Source organism: Bacillus sp. LJBS06 (assembly GCF_016924995.1).
Classification (GTDB): domain Bacteria; phylum Bacillota; class Bacilli; order Bacillales; family Bacillaceae; genus Bacillus; species Bacillus stercoris.
Genome location: NZ_CP070483.1, coordinates 2,426,584 through 2,443,308, shown reverse-complemented (window position 1 = coordinate 2,443,308; position 16,725 = coordinate 2,426,584). Strand labels below are relative to the sequence as shown.

Genomic DNA, 16,725 nt, shown 5'->3' with positions numbered 1-16,725 from the left:
GACAGGAGTGAGTCACCATGGCAACTGAGTATGACGTAGTCATTCTGGGCGGCGGTACCGGCGGTTATGTTGCGGCCATTAGAGCCGCTCAGCTCGGCTTAAAAACAGCCGTTGTGGAAAAGGAAAAACTCGGAGGAACATGTCTGCATAAAGGCTGTATCCCGAGTAAAGCGCTGCTTAGAAGCGCAGAGGTATACCGGACAGCTCGTGAAGCCGATCAATTCGGGGTGGAAACGGCTGGCGTGTCACTCAACTTTGAAAAAGTGCAGCAGCGTAAGCAATCCGTTGTTGATAAGCTTGCAGCGGGTGTAAATCATTTAATGAAAAAAGGAAAAATTGACGTGTACACCGGATATGGACGTATCCTTGGACCGTCAATCTTCTCTCCGCTGCCGGGAACAATTTCTGTTGAGCGGGGAAATGGTGAAGAAAATGACATGCTGATACCGAAACAAGTGATCATTGCAACAGGATCAAGACCGAGAATGCTTCCGGGCCTTGAAGCGGACGGTAAGTCTGTACTGACTTCAGATGAGGCGCTCCAAATGGAGGAGCTGCCACAATCAATCATCATCGTCGGCGGAGGGGTTATCGGTATCGAATGGGCGTCTATGCTCCATGATTTTGGCGTGAAGGTAACAGTTATTGAATACGCGGATCGCATATTGCCGACTGAAGATCCAGAGATTTCAAAAGAAATGGAAAGTCTTCTTAAGAAAAAAGGCATCCAGTTCATAACAGGGGCAAAAGTGCTGCCTGACACAATGACAAAAACATCAGATGATATCAGCATACAAGCGGAAAAAGACGGAGAAACCGTTACCTACTCTGCTGAGAAAATGCTTGTTTCCATCGGCAGACAGGCAAATATCGAAGGCATCGGCCTAGAGAACACCGATATTGTTACTGAAAATGGCATGATTTCAGTCAATGAAAGCTGCCAAACGAAGGAATCTCATATTTATGCAATCGGAGACGTAATCGGTGGCCTGCAGTTAGCTCACGTTGCTTCACATGAGGGAATTATTGCTGTTGAGCATTTTGCAGGTCTCGATCCGCATCCGCTTGATCCGACGCTTGTGCCGAAGTGCATTTACTCAAGCCCTGAAGCTGCCAGTGTCGGCTTAACCGAAGACGAAGCAAAGGCGAACGGGCATAATGTCAAAATCGGCAAGTTCCCATTTATGGCGATTGGAAAAGCGCTTGTATACGGTGAAAGCGACGGTTTTGTCAAAATCGTGGCGGACCGAGATACAGATGATATTCTCGGCGTTCATATGATCGGCCCGCATGTCACCGACATGATTTCTGAAGCGGGTCTTGCCAAAGTGCTGGACGCAACGCCGTGGGAGGTCGGGCAAACGATTCACCCGCATCCAACGCTTTCTGAAGCAATTGGAGAAGCAGCGCTTGCCGCAGATGGCAAAGCCATTCATTTTTAAAAGCATAAAGGAGGGGCTTGAATGAGTACAAACCGACATCAAGCACTAGGGCTGACTGATCAGGAAGCCGTTGATATGTATAGAACCATGCTGTTAGCAAGAAAAATCGATGAAAGAATGTGGCTGTTAAACCGTTCTGGCAAAATTCCATTTGTAATCTCTTGTCAAGGACAGGAAGCAGCACAGGTAGGAGCGGCTTTCGCACTTGACCGTGAAATGGATTATGTATTGCCGTACTACAGAGACATGGGTGTCGTGCTCGCGTTTGGCATGACAGCAAAGGACTTAATGATGTCCGGGTTTGCAAAAGCAGCAGATCCGAACTCAGGAGGCCGCCAGATGCCGGGACATTTCGGACAAAAGAAAAACCGCATTGTGACGGGATCATCTCCGGTTACAACGCAAGTGCCGCACGCAGTCGGTATTGCGCTTGCGGGACGTATGGAGAAAAAGGATATCGCAGCCTTTGTTACATTTGGGGAAGGGTCTTCAAACCAAGGCGATTTCCATGAAGGGGCGAACTTTGCCGCTGTCCATAAGCTGCCGGTTATTTTCATGTGTGAAAACAACAAATACGCAATCTCAGTGCCTTACGATAAGCAAGTCGCATGTGAGAACATTTCCGACCGTGCCATAGGCTATGGGATGCCTGGCGTAACTGTGAATGGAAATGACCCGCTGGAAGTTTATCAAGCGGTTAAAGAAGCACGCGAAAGGGCACGCAGAGGAGAAGGCCCGACATTAATTGAAACGATTTCTTACCGCCTTACACCACATTCCAGTGATGACGATGACAGCAGCTACAGAGGGCGTGAAGAAGTAGAGGAAGCGAAAAAAAGTGATCCCCTGCTTACTTATCAAGCTTACTTAAAGGAAACAGGCCTGCTGTCCGATGAGATAGAACAAACCATGCTGGATGAAATTATGGCAATCGTAAATGAAGCGACGGATGAAGCGGAGAACGCCCCTTATGCAGCTCCTGAGTCAGCGCTTGATTATGTGTATGCGAAGTAGGGAGGAAGAACAAATGTCAGTAATGTCATATATTGATGCAATCAATTTGGCGATGAAAGAAGAAATGGAACGAGATTCTCGCGTCTTCGTCCTTGGGGAAGATGTAGGAAGAAAAGGCGGTGTGTTTAAAGCGACAGCCGGACTCTATGAACAATTTGGGGAAGAGCGCGTTATGGATACGCCGCTTGCTGAATCTGCGATCGCAGGAGTCGGTATCGGAGCGGCAATGTACGGAATGAGACCGATTGCTGAAATGCAGTTTGCTGATTTCATTATGCCGGCAGTCAACCAAATTATTTCTGAAGCAGCTAAAATTCGCTACCGCAGCAACAATGACTGGAGTTGTCCGATTGTCGTCAGAGCGCCATACGGCGGAGGCGTGCACGGAGCCTTGTATCATTCTCAATCAGTCGAAGCAATTTTCGCCAACCAGCCCGGACTGAAAATTGTCATGCCATCAACACCATATGACGCGAAAGGGCTCTTAAAAGCCGCAGTTCGTGACGAAGACCCCGTGCTGTTTTTTGAGCACAAGCGGGCGTACCGTCTGATAAAGGGAGAGGTTCCGGCTGATGATTATGTCCTGCCAATCGGCAAGGCTGACGTAAAACGGGAAGGCGACGACATTACGGTGATCACATACGGTCTGTGTGTCCACTTCGCCTTACAAGCTGCAGAACGTCTCGAAAAAGATGGCATTTCAGCGCATGTGGTGGATTTAAGAACAGTTTACCCGCTTGATAAAGAAGCCATCATCGAAGCTGCGTCCAAAACTGGAAAGGTTCTTTTGGTCACAGAAGATACAAAAGAAGGCAGCATCATGAGCGAAGTAGCCGCAATTATATCCGAGCATTGTCTGTTCGACTTAGACGCGCCGATCAAACGGCTTGCAGGTCCTGATATTCCGGCTATGCCTTATGCGCCGACAATGGAAAAATACTTTATGGTCAACCCTGATAAAGTGGAAGCGGCGATGAGAGAATTAGCGGAGTTTTAAAGACGTAAGGGAGGATAAAATCATGGCAATTGAACAAATGACGATGCCGCAGCTTGGAGAAAGCGTAACAGAGGGGACGATCAGCAAATGGCTTGTCGCCCCCGGTGATAAAGTGAACAAATACGATCCAATCGCGGAAGTCATGACAGATAAGGTAAATGCAGAGGTTCCGTCTTCTTTTACTGGTACGATAACAGAGCTTGTGGGAGAAGAAGGCCAAACCCTGCAAGTCGGAGAAGTGATTTGCAAAATTGAAACAGAAGGCGCGAATCCGGCTGAACAAAAACAAGAACAGCCAGCTGCTTCAAAAGCCGCTGAGACGCCTGCTGCAAAAAGTGCCGAAGCAGCTGATCAGCCCAATAAAAAGCGCTACTCGCCAGCTGTACTCCGTTTGGCCGGAGAGCACGGCATTGACCTCGATCAAGTAACAGGAACAGGTGCCGGCGGGCGCATCACACGAAAAGATATTCAGCGCTTAATTGAAACAGGCGGCGTACAAGAACAGAAGGCTGAGGAGCCGAAAACAGCAGCTCCTGCACCGAAGTCTGCATCAAAACCTGAGCCAAAAGAAGAGACGTCATATCCTGCGTCTGCAGCCGGTGATAAAGAAATCCCTGTCACAGGTGTAAGAAAAGCAATTGCTTCCAATATGAAGCGAAGCAAAACAGAAATTCCGCATGCTTGGACGATGATGGAAGTCGACGTCACAAATATGGTTGCATATCGCAACAGTATAAAAGATTCCTTTAAGAAGACAGAAGGCTTTAATTTAACGTTCTTCGCCTTTTTTGTAAAAGCGGTCGCTCAGGCGTTAAAAGAATTCCCGCAAATGAATAGCATGTGGGCGGGGGACAAAATTATTCAGAAGAAGGATATCAATATTTCAATTGCAGTTGCCACAGAGGATTCTTTATTTGTTCCGGTGATTAAAAACGCTGATGAAAAAACAATTAAAGGCATTGCGAAAGACATTACCGGCCTAGCTAAAAAAGTAAGAGACGGAAAACTCACTGCAGATGACATGCAGGGAGGCACGTTTACCGTCAACAACACAGGTTCGTTCGGCTCTGTTCAGTCGATGGGCATTATCAACTACCCTCAGGCTGCGATTCTTCAAGTAGAATCCATCGTCAAACGCCCGGTTGTCATGGACAATGGCATGATTGCTGTCAGAGACATGGTTAATCTGTGCCTGTCCTTAGATCACAGAGTGCTTGACGGTCTCGTGTGCGGACGATTCCTGGGACGTGTGAAACAAATTTTAGAATCGATTGACGAGAAGACATCTGTTTACTAAATAAGCAAAAAGAGCATTTTTTGAAGTTTTGTTTCAAAAAATGCTCTTTTTCTATGCTGTATTATTCAGCGATCCGTATTTTCATTTCGACCCGATATTCTTCTTGTTTTTTCGGGGAGTAATGAATCGGTATGATTAACTCGTATACATCACTGACAACTGTTAATTGGCGGTCTGCGATATACTTGATAAGCTTCTGTAAGTTGAGAAAATAATGTTCAGGCGAAAAATTATACGCGATACACGCATACCTCCCTTTAGGGATTGTTGTGATTTCCATATCCGGCGTAATTGATGAAATCTGTTTATTCGTCAATACAGGCGTGAAAATATGACGGTAAGTCATTTCATCAATGCTGGTGTAGGGCTGAAAAGAGAAAGTAGCACCGTAGCTATTGTTCGTAAATCCATCTGCTGACTCGATAAATTTTTTTAATTTGCTGTAGGAGGCATTGAGCACGTTTTCAGGCCCGATACCTTCTGCCTCTGTCTGAATGATCCGTATTTCTTCTTCATCTAAAACAAACACCTCACCGAGCGCGGGATATTCCATCTGCCGTTTCATCCGCTTTTTCACCAATGAAATGGTTTGCTCCAGTGCTGATAAAAAGTCTAATTTCTCCCTGATTTGCCTCTCCTGCTCTGTATAAAAAGCAAACAGTTCTTCCATCTCTAAGTCCTGTGCTTTTTTCATCTCCTCTAAAGGTGTGCCGATATATTTCAATGATTTGATCAAATCCAGATGAATGAGCTGAGAATCTGTATAATAGCGGTAGCTGGTATCCGGGTCGACGTAGGCGGGTTTAAATAAATCAATTTTATCGTAATAACGGAGCGCTTTAATCGACACGTTTGCCAGTTTTGAAACTTCCCCAATTGAGTAATATGATTCCTTCATGCCATCACTCCTTCTGTCATCAGTATAAAGAAGAAGCGCATTCTTTGCAGTACACAAAGAATACGCTTTTGATCATGTGCTGGCTTTAAGGTGTGCAGGCGCTTTCCAAGCAATCGTCAGTGCAATGCCTATAGCTAAGGTAACCGTTGCAAAGTAGAAAGGATAGTTTACATCAATATCGAACAGCATTCCGCCGATAATTGGCCCGAATACATTGCCGATACTTGTAAACATTGAATTCATACCGCCGGCAAATCCTTGTTCATTTCCCGCAATCTTTGACAGGTAAGTCGTTACCGCAGGCCGCATGAGATCAAATCCGACAAATACGGTGACTGTCACCAACAGAATCGCAACATATGAATGTACTGTTGTCAGCAAGAATACCAGACTCGTAGAGATAATTAAGCTGTACCGAATTAAATGGATTTCGCCAAACCATCTTGTGAAGCGGTCGAATAAGACGACTTGCGTAATGGCGCCAACAATCGCTCCTCCTGTAATCATAATGGCAATGTCGCTGGCCGTAAAACCGAATTTATGATCCACGAATAATGCAAATAAAGATTCAAATGATGCTAAACCAAAAGACGAAATTAAGATAATGAGAAAAGCTATGAAATACATGGGGGCAAAAATCCGTTTAAAGCCTGTCTTCTGCCCTTTTATTTCCTGATTTTCAGGGTTTCGTTCCGGCTCGCGCAGCGTGAGGATTGATAAAATGGCTGCTAACAGTGCAAAAGCTGCCGCAAAGAAAAAAGGCAGCCGGGAATGGACTTCTGCTAAAAATCCCCCGATGCCGGGACCGATAATAAATCCTGTTGAAATAGCGGCTGACATATAACCGAGCGCTTTCGGCCGTGTTTTAATGGTCGTGATATCTGCGATAAAAGCCGTGACCCCAGGCATAATGAAGGCTGCGCTGATACCGCCCAGCATACGGGAGATAAATAACATCTCCACTGTTTTTCCAATGCCGAATAAAAACTCCGACACACTAAAGAACAACAGGCCGATCACAATCATGATCTTGCGCCCGAAGCGATCAACCCATCGTCCGGCTATTGGTGAGACAATGAGCTGTGTAATAGCGAAGCAGGCAACCATATAGCCGACCGCAGTCCCTGATAAATGCAATTCATTCATAATGGTCGGCGTTACTGGAATCACAAGCCCGATCCCCAAAAAAGCAATAAATAAATTGGTTAATAATATAGTTAAGGTAATATTTTTCTTCTCCATATGACTTCCCCTTTTCAAGTGTGTATCCCTTATACTGTAAGACCTCCTCCTAGGGGAGAGTCAACGGATTTGCAAAATCTTTCTAAAGCCTTATGACAGTTATTCATTTGCGGGAACAAGCATGTCGATATGCTGCGGCAGGACCTGAATGACTGCGGGTGTATGTGTATAAACTTCTCCATCCATATCCGCCTTTTTGGCAGTGTCTGTTTCAATCTCGATACGGGAGGCCTGGACATAGGACAGCTCTCCGGTAAAACGATCAATTGAGCCCTGTTCCATGCTCATCAGCTCCCGCAGCGCGGTGAGGTTGGTGTTGCGACATATGAGAACATCAAGTAAGCCGTCTTCAATACTGGCATCGGGCAGAGGAATTCGATTCGTTCCAATGTATTGGCCATTCATCACAAGCAGCATAACGGCTTCTTCTTTTATTTCTTCTCCATCAATTTTTAATCTCATCGGAAACGATGCAGCGGATGAGACGGTTCGCAACGCACTTGTAAAATAGCTGATTTTTCCCAATAATGCTTTTTCCGTTTCATTAATTTGATTCGACGTTTCTGCAATTAAGCCGATCCCCCAGAAATTTAAAAAATAACGGTCATTCATCTGACATACGTCTACGCTGGTTTTATTTCCTGCCATAAGTGCTTCCGCGGCCTTTGCAAGATTTTGAGGGATGCCAAGCACTCTTGAAAAGTCATTGCACGTGCCGCCGGGCAAAATTCCGACCGCGGGTTTTCTTTCTAGAGCGCTGATAGCATTTATGCATTGATGGATCGTGCCGTCGCCGCCGAGAATGAAGACGGTGTCGACAGAATCATCAATGGATTGGCAAAAATGATACGCATCATCCTTTTTCTTTGTCTGCTTAATAATCACCTCATCTAAATGGTGAGATAAAACCGGCACGACAGCACCAAGTGCTTTTTCTATATTTTTGTTGCCGGCATTTCCGTTATGAATCAGTAATGCTTTCCGTTGGCTCATATACAACTGCTCCTTTTTTTACTTCTGGTTATATAATCCCCTTTTTCTGTAAGCAGTAAACGAAAAGCAAAAAAAGTGCACGGCGAAGCAAAGTCATTTGCCGATTTGGACGTTTCCTTGCTATCATAAGAACAGATGATGAAAAAGGAGAGGTCTTCATTGAACATGGACTTTAATTTATTTATGAATGATATTGTACGCCAAGCGAGACAAGAAATAACAGCTGCCGGATACACCGAGCTGAAAACAGCCGAAGAGGTAGACGCGGCACTTACGAAAAAAGGCACGACGCTCGTCATGGTAAACTCTGTTTGCGGATGCGCCGGAGGAATTGCAAGACCGGCAGCATACCACTCCGTTCACTATGATAAAAGACCTGATCAGCTCGTGACCGTTTTTGCCGGACAGGACAAAGAAGCGACAGCGCGTGCCCGCGACTATTTTGAAGGATATCCGCCATCTTCTCCGTCCTTTGCGATTTTGAAAGACGGAAAGATCATGAAAATGGTAGAGCGCCATGAAATTGAAGGCCATGAGCCGATGGCCGTAGTGGCAAAGCTGCAGGGAGCCTTTGAAGAATATTGTGAAGAAGTATAAGACAAAAAACCCGGATACTCAAAGTAGCCCGGGTTTTTTTGTGCATAAATTTCCAAGGGTATATGAATAAATATTAAGGTATTATTCATTCAGATTGTATAGTGAATCTATTTTTATCTTGTAATATCAAAAAGAGATCACTGGAAAGATAAGCTTGAAGATAATTTTTAAAAATAGTATTGCATAAAAATAAGAAACTGTTTAAAATACAAATTAACGAATAAATATTCAAATACACCAAAAGTAATGAATACGGGGGAAATGGATCATGAAAAAAATACTCTTATTACTTGTAGCTGCCTGTATCACCTTTGCATTAACTGCATGCGGCTCAAGCAATTCAGGTTCAGAAAGCGGAAAGAAAAAAATAATTATGGGTACTTCGGCGGATTACAAACCGTTTGAATATAAAGAAGGCGATGATATTGTCGGCTTTGATGTGGAGTTGGCAAAAGCTCTGGCGAAGAAGGCTGGCTATGAAATTGAAGTGCAGGATATGGACTTCAACAGCTTAATTACAGCGCTTAAATCAAAACAGGTGGATCTCGTTCTGTCAGGAATGACACCAACGCCTGAGCGTAAAAAACAAGTTGATTTTTCCGATGTGTATTACACAGCGAACCATATGATTGTCAGCAAAAAAGACAGCGGCATTCAATCTTTGAAAGACCTGAAAGGAAAAACAGTTGGCGTTCAGCTTGGCTCTATTCAGGAAGAGAAGGGGAAAGAGCTTTCTCCGGAATATGGTTTTAAAACAGAAGACCGCAACAGAATTTCTGATTTGGTGCAGGAAATCAAATCTGACCGTTTCGATGCCGCGATTATTGAAGACATTGTTGCAGAAGGGTATTTCAAATCAAATGATGACCTGCAAGGCTTTGTGATTCCTGATGCGAAAGCGGAAGAAGCCGGTTCAGCAATTGCTTTCAGAAAGGACAGTGAACTGACAGACAAATTCAATAAAGCGCTCAAGGAAATGGAAGATAACGGAGAGCTTGAGAAATTGAAGAAAAAATGGTTCACTGGCGAGAAGTAAAAAAAAGCGGCTCAACTTTTTCGTTGAGCCTTTTTATTGAATAGGAAACTTTTTTCCTGTAAGAAAAGGAGACAAAGGCTATGAATTTGGATTTTTCAGCAACGATCCCCCAAATTCCTTTTATATTAGAAGGCTTGGCAATTACATTAAAAATTGTTGTTGTATCTGCTATTATCGGACTTATACTCGGTATTGTGCTAAGCTTATGCAAGATCAGCACATTCCGCCCGTTTATCTGGATCGCTGATTTTTATACATCAGTGTTCCGAGGCACGCCTTTAGTGCTGCAGCTTATGATTGTCTATTTTGGCCTTCCTCAGCTGCTCGGATTTCAAATTGACCAGTTTTGGGCTGCGGTTGTCGCATTGTCTTTGAATTCCGCCGCTTATGTATCGGAAATTATCAGAGCCGGAATCAATGCCATTGATAAAGGGCAAAAAGAAGCTGCTGTTGCACTCGGTGTCCCGTATGGAAAAATGATGAAGGATCTGCTGCTGCCGCAGGCCTTCAAAAATATATCACCTGCAATTGTGAATGAATTAATTACGTTAACAAAAGAATCGGCGATCGTTACCGTCATCGGGCTTGGTGATGTCATGAGACGCGCATATCAAGCTGGCGCCGCCACTTACAATTACCTTGAGCCGCTCATTATCGCGGGATTGATTTATTATGTGCTTGTCCTGATTTTAACGTTTATCGGCAAGGCTGTAGAAAGGAAGCTGAAATCCAATGATTAAGGTTGAAAAGCTGTCAAAATCATTTGGGAAACACGAAGTATTAAAAAACATTTCAACAACAATCGCTGAGGGTGAGGTTGTTGCCGTGATCGGTCCTTCAGGCTCAGGCAAATCAACGTTCTTACGCTGTTTAAACCTGTTGGAAAAGCCTAACGGCGGAACCATTACAATAAAAGACACAGAGATTACGAAGCCAAAAACCAACACATTAAAGGTCCGGGAAAACATCGGGATGGTTTTTCAGCATTTTCATCTCTTTCCGCACAAAACGGTTCTCGAAAACATCATGTACGCGCCTATCAATGTGAAAAAAGAAACAAAACAGGCTGCACAGGAGAAAGCTGAGGACCTGCTCCGCAAAGTCGGTTTGTTTGAAAAGCGAAATGACTATCCAAACCGTTTGTCTGGCGGACAAAAACAGCGTGTCGCGATTGCCAGGGCTCTTGCGATGAATCCAGACATCATGCTGTTTGACGAGCCGACCTCCGCCCTTGATCCAGAGATGGTTAAAGAAGTGCTACAGGTGATGAAAGAGCTGGTCGAAACCGGCATGACCATGGTGATTGTCACACATGAAATGGGCTTCGCAAAAGAAGTGGCAGACCGTGTGCTATTTATGGACCAAGGAATGATTGTCGAAGACGGCAATCCGAAGGAATTTTTTATGTCGCCAAAATCCAAAAGAGCGCAGGACTTTTTAGAGAAAATATTATAGAATATAAAAAAGAAGAAGGCTGGCCGCCTCTTCTTTTTTATTGAAGAAACAAATAGAAATGGAGTCCGACATGTTTAAAATTGGTTACCGCACAATAAAGACCGCGCTTGGAACAGCTTTGGCTATTTATATAAGCCAGTTATTGCATTTGCAAAACTTCGCATCAGCAGGAATCATCACCATTTTGTGCATACAAATCACACAAAAACGGTCGCTTCAGGCGTCATGGGCCCGCTTTGCGGCATGCTGTCTGGCAATTGTTTTTTCTTATCTCTTTTTCGAGCTCATTGGCTACCACCCGTTTGTGATCGGAGCGCTTCTTCTGATATTCATTCCGATAACGGTTCTGTTAAAAATTAACGAAGGTATCGTCACCAGTTCTGTTATTATCCTTCATTTATATATGTCCGGCGGCATTACGCCTGCTTTCATCTGGAATGAAGTTCAGCTGATTACAGTCGGCATCGGCGTCGCTCTATTGATGAACTTGTATATGCCAAGTCTTGACCGGAAGCTGATTGCTTACCGCAAAAAGATAGAGGATAACTTTGCTGTCATTTTCGCAGAAATCGAACGGTATTTGTTAACTGGTGAGCAAGATTGGTCAGGAAAAGAAATTCCGGAAACGCACCAGCTCATTACGGAGGCCAAAAACCTGGCATATCGAGATGTGCAAAACCACATTTTGCGATACGAAAATCTGCATTATCATTATTTTAAAATGAGAGAAAAGCAATTTGAAATTATTGAACGCCTTCTCCCTAAAGTGACATCGATCTCCATCACGGTAGATCAGGGAAAAATGATCGCTGAATTTATTCACGATTTGCGGGAGGCGATACACCCTGGGAACACGGCGTATAAATTTCTGAAAAGACTTGCTGACATGAGAAAAGAATTTGAGGCGATGCCGCTTCCAGCGACTAGAGAGGAATTTGAAGCGAGAGCCGCTCTCTTCCATCTTCTCGGCGAAATGGAACAATATTTAGTGATTAAAAGTTATTTTAAAGGAATAAAAGCGCAAAAATCACTCGGATGATTCGCATGAGCTCTTCCTTCATTGGTCAACCTAATGAAAAAGGAGGAGCTTATGCGTTTTTTCTTATGTTCGATTTTAATGATGATTTCACCGATTTGGCCGCTCGGCGAAAATCCGCTGCCGGGTGATCCGTATGTTATTGTCAACAAGCGAACAAATGAACTTGCTGTTATCCTCGACAACAAAGTAGAAGGCGTGTACAGTGTGGCCACTGGAAAAACAGATGATTTGACGCCTGAAGGAGAGTTTTCGGTAACGGTAAAAGCGGAAAATCCTTACTACAGAAAGAAAAATATTGAAGGAGGATCTCCTGACAACCCGCTTGGGGCAAGGTGGATCGGATTTGACGCGAAAGGAACGGACGGGCGGATTTATGGAATTCATGGGACAAACCGAGAGGAATCAGTAGGGAAATTTGTGTCAAACGGCTGTATACGTATGCATAACGATGAGGTCGTTCATTTGTTTCAAACGATACCAGTAGGAACGAGAGTGCTGATCACAGACGACAATCGCTCTTTTGAGGAGATTGCCATCGAGCATAAAGCTCTGATAAAAAAGCAGGATGTTCCCATTGAATAAGGCTGCCCTGCTTTTTTATCGTTATAAAAACATGATGATTCCTGAGAGTACAGTTGAAAGAATAAAAACTCCCAAAATCACGATCAAAACGCTTTTCATCAGTTTTTGAGACATGATTTTCACTCCTTACACAATCTGTCTATATTTTAGCGTGTTTTGAATGGACGGACAAGCGATATCTATTAGCGAAAGCAGGGATGCAAATGAACAGGCTTGACCATATCGGGATAGCCGTTTTTTCGATAAAAGATGCAAGACGCTTTTATGAAAATGTATTGGGGCTTGCATTTCTTCATCAAGAAACGGTTGAAGAGCAAAAGGTGAAAGTTGCTTTTTTTCAAGCGGGGAGCGTCAAACTTGAGCTGATAGAACCGTCGACAGCTGACAGCCCCATCCGTTTATTTTTGGAGAAGAAAGGGCAGGGGCTGCATCATATTGCATTTTTGTGCAACAGCCTATCTGAACAGCTCAAAGCATTGTCTGACCAGCAAGTTCAATTGATTGACGGGTATCCTAGACAGGGAGCGAACGGGAAAAAGATCGCGTTTATTTCCCCTCGAGAAACAAATGGTGTTCTTGTAGAGCTTTGTGAACCGAAAGGAGACCAACACAATGAACATGAATGAGCACATTGATCATTTATACACGAAACGCAGACAGGCAGAAGAGGGCGGTGGACTGGAAAAGCAGGCTCAGCAGCGGCAAAAGGGAAAGCTCACCGCCCGGGAAAGGATCATATTTCTACTTGACCAGAACAGCTTTATCGAATTACACCCCTTCATGGAAAGTCAAGTGTTAACAAGAGAACAGCGCATGTTAGGGGATGGGGTCGTGACAGGGTACGGCACAATTGACGGACGCTCAGTTTATGTATTTGCGCAAGACTTCACTGTGTTTGGCGGTGCGCTTGGCGAAACCCATGCCAGGAAAATTTGCGCTTTGATGGACCTGGCAGCAAAAAATAAGGCGCCGATTATCGGGCTGAATGACTCAGGTGGTGCGAGAATTCAAGAGGGTGTGGTATCATTAGATGGATACGGTCACATATTTTACCGAAACGTCTTATATTCCGGAGTCATTCCGCAAATATCGGTTATTTTAGGGCCGTGCGCTGGAGGCGCTGTATATTCTCCGGCACTCACAGATTTTATATTTATGGCTGAACAGACCGGCCGGATGTTTATTACCGGCCCGAAGGTGATTGAAAAAGTGACAGGGGAACAGGTCGATGCGGAGAGCTTAGGCGGAGCGGGGATACATAATGCCGTCAGCGGAAACGCCCACTTTTCCGGACATACGGAGAAGGAGGTTCTGACAGGGGTGAAAAAACTGCTGTCTTATTTGCCGCTGAATGGCCGGACAACAGGGCCGAAACCAGAGAAAGAGGCCTCCAGACCGTTATTAAACCGTCTCGTGCCTGCTGACACGACAAAGCCGTATGATGTTCGGACGGTGATTAAGGAGCTGGCCGATCCACAGTCTTTTTTTGAGATTCAGCCATTTTTTGCGAAGAACATTGTCATCGGATTTGCAAGGCTGGGTGAAAAAGCAATCGGCATTGTTGCGAGCCAGCCAAAGCATCTGGCGGGAAGCCTGACGATTGACGCTGCTGATAAAGCAGCAAGGTTCATCCGTTTTTGTGACGCATTTGATATCCCGCTGTTGACTGTTGAGGATGTCCCGGGATTTCTCCCCGGTATTCAGCAGGAGCACAACGGAATCATCAGACACGGAGCAAAATTATTGTTTGCTTATGCAGAAGCGACTGTCCCAAAAATCACGCTCATTATCAGAAAAGCATATGGCGGCGCCTATGTGGCCATGAACAGCAAAGCAATCGGAGCGGACCTTGTATTTGCATGGCCGAATGCTGAAATTGCGGTGATGGGTCCAGAAGGTGCGGCATCGATTTTGTATGAAAAGGAAATCAAAGCTTCAGCTGACCCGCAAAAGGCGAAACGCCAAAAAACAGCTGAATACAAAAAGCAAAACGCCGGCCCATACAAAGCGGCCGCTTGTGGAATGGTCGATGACATTATTTTGCCGGAAGAATCAAGGGGAAGACTGATTCAAGCTTTTCATATGCTTGCACATAAGACAGAAGAGAGACCGAAAAAAAAGCACGGTAACATACCGCTTTAATATGGAGGGACTTACAAATGGTGAATGAAAAACGCCTGCTGGAAGAGTTTTTAGAGCTTGTCCAAATTGATTCAGAAACAAAACACGAAGCAGAAATCTGCAAAGTGCTGAAACGAAAATTTTCTGATTTAGGTGTGGACGTTAAAGAAGACGATACAATGGATATCACTGGCCATGGAGCCGGTAACCTGATTTGCACATTAAAAGGGACAAAGCAAACAGATACGATCTACTTTACATCTCATATGGACACAGTTGTACCCGGTAACGGTGTAAAACCAGTTGTAGAGAACGGTTACGTCAAAACAGACGGCACGACGATTTTAGGTGCTGATGATAAAGCGGGACTGGCTGCAATGTTTGAAGCGATTAAGGTGCTGAAAGAAGAAAACATTGAGCACGGAACGATTGAATTCATCATCACAGTTGGTGAGGAATCTGGCCTGATCGGAGCGAAGGCGCTTGACCGTTCTATGATTACAGCATCCTACGGCTATGCTCTTGATTCAGATGGAAAAGTCGGAAATATCATTGTGGCCGCGCCGACACAGGCGAAGGTAAGAGCGGCAATATTCGGGAAAACCGCGCACGCCGGGGTTGAACCTGAAAAAGGCATTTCTGCGATTACAATCGCTAGCAAAGCCATTTCAAAAATGCCATTGGGCCGTATTGATGAAGAAACAACAGCAAATATCGGCCGGTTTGAAGGCGGCACGCAAACAAACATTGTGTGCGACGAAGTCCATATTCTTGCTGAAGCACGCTCTTTAGTTCCTGAGAAAATGGAAGCTCAGGTTCAAAAAATGAAAGCTGCTTTTGAAGAGGCTGCTGCTGATATGGGCGGACGCGCAGAAGTCGAAATTGAAGTCATGTATCCTGGCTTCAAATATCAAGATGGCGACCAAGTTGTTGAAATCGCGAAAAAAGCGGCTGCTAAAATCGGACGTCCAAGCGAGCTGCAAACAAGCGGCGGCGGAAGCGACGCGAACGTAATCGCAGGTCATGGCATCCCGACGGTCAACCTTGCTGTCGGTTATGAGCAAATTCATACAAAGAATGAAAAAATGCCGATCGAAGAACTCGTCAAAACGGCAGAAATGGTTGTTGCCATTATTGAAGAGGCGGCAAAATAAAAAAAGAAAACCCGAATGCGATTTCCCGCATCGGGTTTTTTTAGCTCCATTTCCTAAGCGGCCAAAATAACACGTCCTGTTTTTTAGCGTAATGAAGCAAGGGGTCTGCCTCTGGCAACGTAATGCCGTGAGCATCTGTCACCGTATTGACTGAAATTTTCGCTTCAGCGTTTTGCAGCAGCCATGGGTGATGGTGGATGTCTTCGTAATAGAGTTTGTTTCGGTAGGCAGTGTAGAGTCTATACCGTTCCGTCAGCCAATAATCGAGTGAATCCTTTTCCGCTGTAAAAGGAGCTGAAACGGGCCGGTATGCGACGCGGAATACTGCTTCTCTGCCGTCTCTCCGCTTGCTGACATAGTCAATGCCATCATCGTTTTTTTCAGCTTTCATATCAGCGTGAACATAAGGCAAATGAAAGAACGTGCGAGCGCCCAAAACCGCCAGCCGATGATCGGCATCTAAGCTGAAAAAATAAATGCCGGGCTTGCCTTTATATGTGACATAGGTGCGGAGGTTAAGCTCAGGAAATGCACGCGCACCGGGAATGGGGGGAAGGTAACGCGCCCTTAGGTTCGTGAGCATAAAGGGAAGCATACTGATCCAAGCTTGCCCGTTATATGTATCTAATTCTAAAACTGGCGGTACCAAATCGCGAAGGATAGAAACATCAACAGGCCAGTGGGCAAATAAGATGTCATTCCAGGTTTGTCTCATGATCCAAATTCCTTCAGGTACAGAAATGTTTTTTTGCTGAAAACGTTCCGCCAACGTATATGCTCCTTTCGTTTGGAGGTGAGTAAAGGTATTCCCGATTTCCTTCTTTTTAAACGAGACCGCTGTTTTTTTAGGATGGCCAT

18 protein-coding genes are annotated in these 16,725 nt (G+C 44.8%); 13 read left to right on the top strand and 5 right to left on the bottom strand.

Going from position 1 to position 16,725, the window contains the following annotated elements; genetic code table 11:
• Window positions 1-17 precede the first annotated feature (17 nt).
• From lpdA to bfmBB, 4 genes are read left to right on the top strand one after another with little or no spacing between them, the layout of a single operon-like run.
• The gene (lpdA, locus tag JQX68_RS12325) at window positions 18-1,442 is read left to right on the top strand and encodes a dihydrolipoyl dehydrogenase (RefSeq protein ID WP_147772216.1); all 1,425 of its coding nucleotides are present in this window, start codon (window positions 18-20) and stop codon (window positions 1,440-1,442) included.
• Between the two features lie 21 nt (window positions 1,443-1,463).
• Window positions 1,464-2,456 (top strand): 3-methyl-2-oxobutanoate dehydrogenase subunit alpha, encoded by a 993-nt coding sequence (bfmBAA, locus tag JQX68_RS12320; RefSeq protein ID WP_004398565.1) that lies wholly within the window; start codon window positions 1,464-1,466, stop codon window positions 2,454-2,456.
• A gap of 13 nt (window positions 2,457-2,469) precedes the next feature.
• The gene (bfmBAB, locus tag JQX68_RS12315; RefSeq protein ID WP_004398638.1) at window positions 2,470-3,453 is read left to right on the top strand and encodes a 3-methyl-2-oxobutanoate dehydrogenase subunit beta; all 984 of its coding nucleotides are present in this window, start codon (window positions 2,470-2,472) and stop codon (window positions 3,451-3,453) included.
• 22 nt (window positions 3,454-3,475) lie between these two features.
• Entirely contained in the window at window positions 3,476-4,750 is a 1,275-nt protein-coding gene (gene bfmBB / locus JQX68_RS12310) for a branched-chain alpha-keto dehydrogenase complex dihydrolipoyllysine-residue (2-methylpropanoyl)transferase (protein ID WP_014480211.1), read from the top strand.
• 61 nt (window positions 4,751-4,811) lie between these two features.
• Here bfmBB and bmrR read toward each other — a convergent pair whose 3' ends face one another.
• The 3 genes from bmrR to JQX68_RS12295 form a co-directional block, all read right to left on the bottom strand.
• Complete coding sequence (bmrR, locus tag JQX68_RS12305) at window positions 4,812-5,648, bottom strand: multidrug efflux transcriptional regulator BmrR (RefSeq protein WP_003230325.1); 837 nt, start codon at window positions 5,646-5,648, stop codon at window positions 4,812-4,814.
• Between the two features lie 72 nt (window positions 5,649-5,720).
• The gene (gene bmr, locus JQX68_RS12300; protein ID WP_088326437.1) at window positions 5,721-6,890 is read right to left on the bottom strand and encodes a multidrug efflux MFS transporter Bmr; all 1,170 of its coding nucleotides are present in this window, start codon (window positions 6,888-6,890) and stop codon (window positions 5,721-5,723) included.
• Between the two features lie 99 nt (window positions 6,891-6,989).
• Window positions 6,990-7,883 (bottom strand): diacylglycerol kinase family lipid kinase, encoded by an 894-nt coding sequence (locus tag JQX68_RS12295; protein WP_205440313.1) that lies wholly within the window; start codon window positions 7,881-7,883, stop codon window positions 6,990-6,992.
• Between the two features lie 159 nt (window positions 7,884-8,042).
• Here JQX68_RS12295 and brxB point away from each other — a divergent pair, with 159 nt between their 5' ends.
• From brxB to JQX68_RS12265, 6 genes are all read left to right on the top strand, one after another.
• Window positions 8,043-8,480 (top strand): bacilliredoxin BrxB, encoded by a 438-nt coding sequence (gene brxB, locus JQX68_RS12290; RefSeq protein ID WP_014664530.1) that lies wholly within the window; start codon window positions 8,043-8,045, stop codon window positions 8,478-8,480.
• Window positions 8,481-8,748: 268 nt separating this feature from the next.
• A complete protein-coding gene (gene artP, locus JQX68_RS12285; protein WP_147772214.1) occupies window positions 8,749-9,516 on the top strand; it encodes an arginine ABC transporter substrate-binding protein ArtP in 768 nt (255 codons plus the stop codon).
• An 80-nt stretch (window positions 9,517-9,596) separates the two neighbouring features.
• Window positions 9,597-10,256, top strand: a complete 660-nt coding sequence (gene artQ / locus JQX68_RS12280; RefSeq protein ID WP_003230340.1) for an arginine ABC transporter permease ArtQ — start codon at window positions 9,597-9,599, stop codon at window positions 10,254-10,256.
• Window positions 10,249-10,971: an arginine ABC transporter ATP-binding protein ArtM gene (artM, locus tag JQX68_RS12275; RefSeq protein ID WP_147772213.1), complete on the top strand. Its 723-nt coding sequence runs from the start codon at window positions 10,249-10,251 to the stop codon at window positions 10,969-10,971. The genes artQ and artM overlap by 8 nt, the downstream gene beginning before the upstream one ends.
• A gap of 70 nt (window positions 10,972-11,041) precedes the next feature.
• Window positions 11,042-12,010, top strand: a complete 969-nt coding sequence (locus JQX68_RS12270; RefSeq protein ID WP_147772212.1) for an aromatic acid exporter family protein — start codon at window positions 11,042-11,044, stop codon at window positions 12,008-12,010.
• 51 nt (window positions 12,011-12,061) lie between these two features.
• Window positions 12,062-12,592 (top strand): L,D-transpeptidase, encoded by a 531-nt coding sequence (locus JQX68_RS12265; protein ID WP_014664525.1) that lies wholly within the window; start codon window positions 12,062-12,064, stop codon window positions 12,590-12,592.
• Window positions 12,593-12,613: 21 nt separating this feature from the next.
• On the opposite strand, the gene prli42 is transcribed toward JQX68_RS12265, so the two are convergent.
• Window positions 12,614-12,706: a stressosome-associated protein Prli42 gene (prli42, locus tag JQX68_RS12260; protein ID WP_041521370.1), complete on the bottom strand. Its 93-nt coding sequence runs from the start codon at window positions 12,704-12,706 to the stop codon at window positions 12,614-12,616.
• An 89-nt stretch (window positions 12,707-12,795) separates the two neighbouring features.
• Between prli42 and mce the strand changes: the two genes are divergently transcribed.
• The 3 genes from mce to JQX68_RS12245 are packed head-to-tail and all read left to right on the top strand — an operon-like array spanning window position 12,796 to window position 15,867.
• Entirely contained in the window at window positions 12,796-13,218 is a 423-nt protein-coding gene (mce, locus tag JQX68_RS12255) for a methylmalonyl-CoA epimerase (RefSeq protein ID WP_040082691.1), read from the top strand.
• Window positions 13,211-14,734, top strand: a complete 1,524-nt coding sequence (locus tag JQX68_RS12250) for an acyl-CoA carboxylase subunit beta (protein ID WP_080478338.1) — start codon at window positions 13,211-13,213, stop codon at window positions 14,732-14,734. The genes mce and JQX68_RS12250 overlap by 8 nt, the downstream gene beginning before the upstream one ends.
• Before the next feature lie 17 nt (window positions 14,735-14,751).
• Entirely contained in the window at window positions 14,752-15,867 is a 1,116-nt protein-coding gene (locus JQX68_RS12245; protein WP_003230352.1) for a tripeptidase T, read from the top strand.
• Window positions 15,868-15,907: 40 nt separating this feature from the next.
• Here the strand turns inward: JQX68_RS12245 and JQX68_RS12240 are convergent, their stop codons facing one another.
• Window positions 15,908-16,636, bottom strand: a complete 729-nt coding sequence (locus tag JQX68_RS12240; protein ID WP_069149831.1) for a YqjF family protein — start codon at window positions 16,634-16,636, stop codon at window positions 15,908-15,910.
• Window positions 16,637-16,725 lie beyond the last annotated feature (89 nt).